The sequence below is a fragment of the Candidatus Binataceae bacterium genome (genome assembly GCA_036495685.1).
In the GTDB taxonomy this organism is placed as follows: domain Bacteria; phylum Desulfobacterota; class Binatia; order Binatales; family Binataceae; genus JAFAHS01.
The window spans coordinates 1-6,865 of record DASXMJ010000014.1 but is presented as its reverse complement, the minus strand read 5'-3'; the positions used below and the strand labels follow the sequence as shown (position 1 = coordinate 6,865).

5 protein-coding genes are annotated in these 6,865 nt (G+C 60.0%); 1 reads left to right on the top strand and 4 read right to left on the bottom strand.

Translation table 11 applies throughout. The features are described from left to right. Positions 1-227: 227 nt before the first annotated feature. The gene (locus tag VGI36_01490) at positions 228-2,054 is read left to right on the top strand and encodes an NAD(P)/FAD-dependent oxidoreductase (protein ID HEY2483788.1); all 1,827 of its coding nucleotides are present in this window, start codon (positions 228-230) and stop codon (positions 2,052-2,054) included. A gap of 631 nt (positions 2,055-2,685) precedes the next feature. Here the strand turns inward: VGI36_01490 and VGI36_01485 are convergent. The 4 genes from VGI36_01485 to VGI36_01470 form a co-directional block, all read right to left on the bottom strand. Then, positions 2,686-5,052 (bottom strand): AAA family ATPase, encoded by a 2,367-nt coding sequence (locus VGI36_01485; GenBank protein HEY2483787.1) that lies wholly within the window; start codon positions 5,050-5,052, stop codon positions 2,686-2,688. Then, positions 5,045-5,560 (bottom strand): adenylate/guanylate cyclase domain-containing protein, encoded by a 516-nt coding sequence (locus tag VGI36_01480; GenBank protein ID HEY2483786.1) that lies wholly within the window; start codon positions 5,558-5,560, stop codon positions 5,045-5,047. Before VGI36_01480 ends, VGI36_01485 begins: the two co-directional genes overlap by 8 nt. Then, positions 5,560-5,979 (bottom strand): zinc-ribbon domain-containing protein, encoded by a 420-nt coding sequence (locus tag VGI36_01475; GenBank protein HEY2483785.1) that lies wholly within the window; start codon positions 5,977-5,979, stop codon positions 5,560-5,562. Before VGI36_01475 ends, VGI36_01480 begins: the two co-directional genes overlap by 1 nt. A gap of 236 nt (positions 5,980-6,215) precedes the next feature. After that, on the bottom strand, positions 6,216-6,865 hold a 650-nt coding region (locus tag VGI36_01470; protein ID HEY2483784.1), incomplete at its 5' end, for a HAMP domain-containing sensor histidine kinase.

Genomic DNA, 6,865 nt, shown 5'->3' with positions numbered 1-6,865 from the left:
AGAGGCTCCCAGCATCTCAGGCACAGCGCAGGTTTCGAGAGCTCCGTCGATACCTGAATCGTTGTAGCAGATTCCGGTCAAACCCAGGCAGCGCGAGCTCGAAGGGACTAGCGAGATTCAAATCTCGAATTGGTTGACATTTACTCAATTTTCTAAGTAGTGGTCGATCGAAGATTGGAGAGTTTCGCAATAAACATGCGGGCAACGTCCCTTAGAGGAAGCGAGCGATGAGTGAACCTACCAGCGAAGTGCAAAGCAGCGGTGTCCCTATTCCCGAGCAGCTGGGCTTCGACCCTGCCGAACTGCGCCAGAAATATGCGCAAGAGCGCGCAAGGCGCCTTCGCCGCGAGGGCAACCATCAATACCGCGAAGTCGTGGGCCAACTCGCCCGCTTTGAAGAGGACCCTTACGTCACAACGTTCGCCCGTCCCGCGATTCAGGAGGACCTCGAAGCGTTGATCGTCGGTGGCGGCTTCGGCGGATTGCTCGCGGCGGCGCGTCTCCAGCAGGCCGGAATCACCGACTTCCGCATCGTCGAGAAAGGGGGAGACTTCGGCGGCACCTGGTACTGGAACCGCTACCCGGGCGCACAATGCGACATCGAGTCCTACGTCTATTTGCCGCTGCTCGAGGAAACCGGCTACATGCCGAAAGAGAAGTACTCGTTTGCGCCCGAGATATTCGAGCACGCACAGCGAATCGGCCAGCACTTCAATCTCTATGCGAAGACTTGCTTCCAGACCCAGATCAAAGAAGCACGATGGGATGACAATTCGCACTGGTGGGAGGTCATCACTGATCGCGATGATCGCTTCAGCGCGCGCCACCTAATCATGTCGAGTGGTCCGCTCAATCGGCCCAAGCTGCCGGCCATAGCGGGGATCGAAAACTTCCAAGGGCACACCTTTCACACCAGCCGCTGGGACTACGACTACACGGGCGGCGATACTACCGGCGGGCTGTACAAACTGGCGGACAAGCGCATCGGAATCATCGGCACGGGAGCGACCGCAATTCAGTGCGTGCCCCACCTGGGACTGCACGCGAAGCAACTCTATGTCTTTCAGCGGACGCCGTCATCGGTCGATGAGCGCGGCAACAAGCCCACCGATCCCAACTGGGTGACGACTCTGAAGCCCGGGTGGCAGGAGTACCGCAACCATAACTTCTGCTCGATTCTGGCAGGCGTGCCGCTCGAGGAAGACCTGGTGGGTGACAAGTGGACCAGCCTCTTCAAGAATCTTGCGCGGCTGCTCTCCCGTGTGAACGATACCGCCCTGTCCGCGCAGGACATGGCGCTGATGGCCGAGATTGCAGACTTTCAAAAGATGAACGAGATTCGCGAACGCGTCGCGGCCACGGTCGACGATTCAGCGACCGCCGAGGCCCTAAAGCCCTGGTACGGACAATGGTGCAAACGCCCGACCTTCAACGATGACTATCTGCCAACGTTCAATCGGCCGAACGTAAAGCTGGTCGATACCCAAGGCAGAGGAGCGGATCGGATCACCGAGCATGCAGTGATTGTCGATGGAGTGGCGTACGAGGTCGATTGTCTGATCTTCGCGACCGGCTTTGAGGTTGGCACCGCATACACGCGGCGCTCCGAATTCGAAGTCTACGGGCGCGACGGCCGTTCGCTCACCGATTGTTGGGCCGACGGGATGAAGACTTTCCATGGTTTTCTGAGTCACGGCTTTCCGAATCTCTTCCACATGGGTCTGACTCAAACTGGACTCGCTCCGAACTTCACCTATATGCTGAACACCCAGTCGCAGCATGTGGCGCATCTGATCTCACAACTGAGGGCGCGTGAAGGTCACTCGATCGAACCGACCGCATACGCCGAAGCAGAATGGGTGCGATTAGTCACCGGCAAGACCCTGATGAGTGACTATCTGAACACCTGCACGCCCGGCTACTACAACGGTGAAGGCAGGCAAGACACCAACGGCTTCCTCGACGCCCAGTATCCAGATGGCGCCGTCGCATTCCGTGAGATGCTCGAGCGTTGGCGCGAAAAAGGGGAACTTGAAGGACTAGTCATCGAGTAGAGACTTCAACTCAGCGAAGGCCCGACGAGAGGACGCAATCTCACACCGTCCGCGGAGACGTGCAGCGCTCGTCTCCCGGGCGCCTCGGTGGCCGGCTCCTTTACAAGAGAGGGCGGAGGCGCGCCGTGAGGTTTACGTTTTTGCCAGCATCTCGACCCGAAGGTAAAGGTTCTGCTCGCTTGGCTCAGCACCCGGTACGCGGATGGGCGGGAGACGCGCTGATCAAGTCGACGAGCTTTTCCATCCGGTACCGTCGCCGGCGCAACGGTCGGCCCTTCCCGAGCCTGGCCTTCCCGTCACCCGCTTCTCGGTCGGAGCCCGATCTTCAATTCCTGCCAGATGCAGGATGGCTCGCCCAAACAGCTCCCGAGCCTGCCGCCGCGTCAACGATAGTTGGAAGAAGGACACCACCATTATGCCAATCCACGGCGACGAAACTAACACCGCGCTCTCTTCGGCGGAAAAACCGGTACCTGGCGTTTGGTCGAAAAGCGCCGCACGTAGTTGGTGACCCGATTGCGGTAGTCGGCTGATTCTTGACAAGGATCTCAGCGCCGCCCTGGCCTACTGGCAGCCTGATCTCGATTGTGGCGTCGTAGCCAGTCTATGATTTTTCAGCAACGAGACGCCATTACGCCGACAACTCATCCAGCAGCGCCTTGGCGTCTTTCAGGTCGGCAGTGTCGAAGCCTTCAGTAAACCAGTTGTAGATTTCGGCGAGCATGGCGAGCGCCTCGTCGCAGCGCCCAATGTCGCGGAGGAGTCGCGCGAGGCTGGTAGCGGCACGCAGTTCCAACGCCTTCGCTCTGGCCTTCTGGGCACGCGCGATCGCTTCGCGCAAATCAGCTTCTGCACCCCGTGTCTGGTCTATCTTGATGCGCAATTCTCCCCGTATTCGCAAAGCATCTCCAGCAGCCGCATTTTCCATAGGGTTAGCTTCCAGTGCGTGTTCAATCGTTACGAGCGCATCGCCGAGAGCGCCATTGAGTGCCTCCGCTTCTGCGAGCCAACTGAGGAAGGTTGTCATTTCATTACGATCCGTCTCCGGAAGCGCGGCAATTGCGTCGCGTATTAGGCGGACCCCATCTGCCTCGCTCCCCAAGCTTGCGCATGCGCGTCCTAGGACCATCCTGGATAGGTCGCCGATGATCGGGAATTTGTGCTGAGCTGACAAACTGATCGAGTCATCCGCAAACCTTTTCGCTGCTTCAGGTTGCTTGAGTTGGAGCCGGAGCATCGCCGCGACGAACTGCGTGAAGGCTAGCTGGAAAGGACTGGCGAGCTCATCCGCGGCCACAAACTCTTTTTCCAGGCGCTCTCGAGCGGTGTCCGCGAGGCCAAGCATCCAAGCATTGTGGCTTGCAAAGCCGTACACCATCACCGAAAGGCCCGGTTCCTTCTGTGCGGCGTCAAAGAAAGGTGCTCCCAGCGCAAAGTTTTCTTCGGCACCCAACAAATCTCCACTGAAGTAACGCGCGTTTACTTGAGCGACATAGGCGAGTCCAAGTTTCGCCGGGCTTCCCTCCCGCTTGGCCAAGATGAGCAACTGATTGGCGAGCGCAATCGCGGCTCTCAGATCACCGGAACTCACGACGCCCGCCCACCTGCGAAATACCTGTAAGACTAGCTGGGGAAGATTGTTGTGCTTCTCAGCCAGTGCGCGGGCATTGTCAGCTACGGCAGCGGACTCAGGAGCGTTCCAGCCTTTAGTGAACTGAAGAACCTGTAACAGTGAGCTGAGAAGGCCCAGCTCGCGCTGATCACGTTGGGGTGACTCTTGCTGTAATTCTAGGATCTCAAGTGCGCGCCGATAGGCGTCTTCCGCCTCTTTAAAAGCGCGGCGCTCGAACGAAATGTCACCTGCCTTGGTCCACGCGGCGAGCGCCGGTTCCGTCTGTCCCGCATCGGTCCAGTGTCGCGCAATTACTTCGGGCTGCCCTTCCGCGACCGCCGCGAACCCTTGCGTGATCGTCTGTGCGACGCGGCGATGCAGCTCTCGGCGTCTGCTCTTGAGCAGGGCCTCGTAAGCCGCGTCTTGGATCAATGCATGCTTGAACTGATAGGTTGCCTCTGGCGCGATGCCGCGCACGTAAATAAGCTCTGCGTCCGCAAGCTTGTCCAGGGCCGATTGCAGCTCCGCCTCGCCCATCCCCGCGACTGCTTTCAGCAATTCGTAGGAGAACTCACGTCCAATCACCGCCGCGACTTGCGCGACCTCTTTCGCAGGTCCAAGTCGGTCGAGGCGTGCCGTGAGCGAATCATGGAGCGTGGCAGGAATCGGGCGCACCTGCGGACGACTCGCGCCTTCCAGAATCAGTCGCGTCAATTCTTCGGCGAACAACGGCACCCCGTCGGTGCGTTTCACCACTGTATCGATCAGCTCCTGAGCGAGGGCGGCGTGCGCCACAACGCCCGTGACCACCTCCCGAGTATGCCGCTCATTCAGTCGATTAAGAGTGATCTGCGTGTGGTGTGCCCGCATCGGCCACGGCGCACGAAATTCATGCCGCCCGGTACCGAGTAACATCAGCGGTGCAGTCGCGGCCTGCTCGACCAACATCTGGGTTAGCTCAAGCGTCGATGGATCGACCCAGTGCAGGTCCTCCATCACCATTACCATTGGTTGAAGGCGAGAGACGTTGAGCACCCATCCCGCTAGATTCGCCAGCAGGCGCTTGCGCTTCTGCTCGGGCGCAAACATCAGCGGCGGATACTTGTCCGGGATTGGAAGGCGGAGCATTTCCGCGACGAGCGGCACGGCTTCACCGACCTTCAGCCCCGCGCGCAGCAGCCTGAGTTCGAGTTGGGTTGCTCGCTCTTCGGGGCTTTCGTCGCCACGCCACCCGAGGCCCTGGTCGAGTATCTGGGTGACAGCGTGAAAGGGCGTGGCCTGGAAGAGCTGCTCGCCGGCGCATTCGACCCAGACATGGGGATCGTCTCTGATACGCGCGCGGAATTCATCCACCAGGCGTGACTTGCCGATTCCCGGCTCACCCATAAGCAGCGCCAGCTGGCCCTGCCCCTCGCGCCCGCTCCCAGCGACTGAGCAGCAGGCGCATGTCGTCGTCGCGCCCAACGAACGGTGTCAGGGCGCGGGTCGCAGCGCTGCGAGTATGCCGGCGCACGGCGGTCGGCTGGACTGCGCGATAGAGCTGCAGAGGGTGCGCGATACCCTTGAGCTGATGTGCACCGAAATCCTCGACTAGGAATAGTCCTGAGACGAGCTCATGCACGGCGGCAGTGATCAATACCGAGTTGGGTTCCGCAGCCGATTGCACGCGCGAAGCGACATTGGGCGCATCGCCGAATACGTCAGCCTGCTCGCCGCCGCCTCGACCCATAACCACGGAGCCGCTCTCGATCCCGACGCGGACCGAGAGCTTCACATTGTGTTCGGCAGCCAGACGTTCGTTCATCGCATTGACGTCGTCAACGATCGCGAGCCCGGCTCGTACTGCACGCTCAGCATCGTCCTCATCTGCTTCCGGCCAGCCGAAGTAAACCATCAGGCGTCGCCGAGATACTTGGCAACGTGCCCGCCAAAGCGTGTGACCGCTGCGGCCCCGGTGCGCTGATACTGCGCAGCGATGTGGTGCCAGTCTTCGGCGTCCAGGTGGGCGGCAATCTCGGTCGAACCGACCAGGTCTGAGAACAGCACCGTCAGATGGCGGCGCTCGCCGTCAGTCGAGGTACCAGAATCGCCAGGGCCGCTTGGGGCACGAAGCTCAGCCGTGGATTGAGCGGCCGGCGATGACTGCACGGAGGTGATACGACCCGTAAGCGCAGCACCGCAATCACCGCAAAATCGCTTGCCGGGCGCATTTTCCGCGCCGCACCGATGACAGCGATTCCCCAGCGGCTCACCGCAATCGCCGCAGAACCGCTTGCCTTCCAGGTTTTCTGCTCCGCACTTTGAACAGCGCATTGAGACTCTTAGTCGCTGGAAGGCCAGCCGTCGGAATTCGGACCGAACTTGTCCGGCGCCACGCGGCGCGAACAAACCAGACTATGCTGCGCTCTGGCTGTTCGGGCAAATGGGACTTTGGTCCAAGGCCCCATTTCTAAGGTTGGGAGGTCTACCGGGGGGTGCCACTAGAGTGGCACTAAGCCGCAGGCCAAGCCTCTGCCATCACGGACCCGAGGTAATTCTGACGATTCCAATCAGCCGCTCTGCGCGGTGCTCGGTGTGACCGGCAGCGCAAATTCCATCGTCGCGCCACAGTCCGGATTCTGTGTTGCCCAAATCCGGCCGCCGTGGTTCTCGATGATTGAACGCACGATGGTGAGCCCCATACCCATCCCTGTCGGCTTGGTCGTGAAGAAAGGGTCGAACAGACGCGGCATAGCCTCGGAGTCTATACCCTTGCCTGAATCGCGCACCGATACGCGTACTTCGTTGGGTCCTTGCTGGCATGCACACAAAACGATTTTGCGGGGGCGGTCACCTTCAATGACCGAGTCAAATGCGTTCATGACTAGGTTCAGGACCGCCTGGGTCAGATGGGTATGGTCGCCCCGCACGAGCGGCAGTGAGTCGGGCAACTCCAGCGACCACGAAATCCGTTTCGTTTTAGCATCGGTACTGACGATACGAGCGACATCAAGAAGAAGCTCCTTGACATCGACCTTCGACATCTTAGCTTCGCCGCGCTTAAACATTGCGCGAACATTCTTCACGATGTCGACGGCGCGGGCATCATCGCGGATGATATCGTCGAGGGCGGCGTCAATTTCGGCGAGATCTGGTGTCTTCGCGGTAAGTAGGCGCCGAGCAGCCTTCGCATTGTTCAAGATTGCTCCGAGCGGCTGGT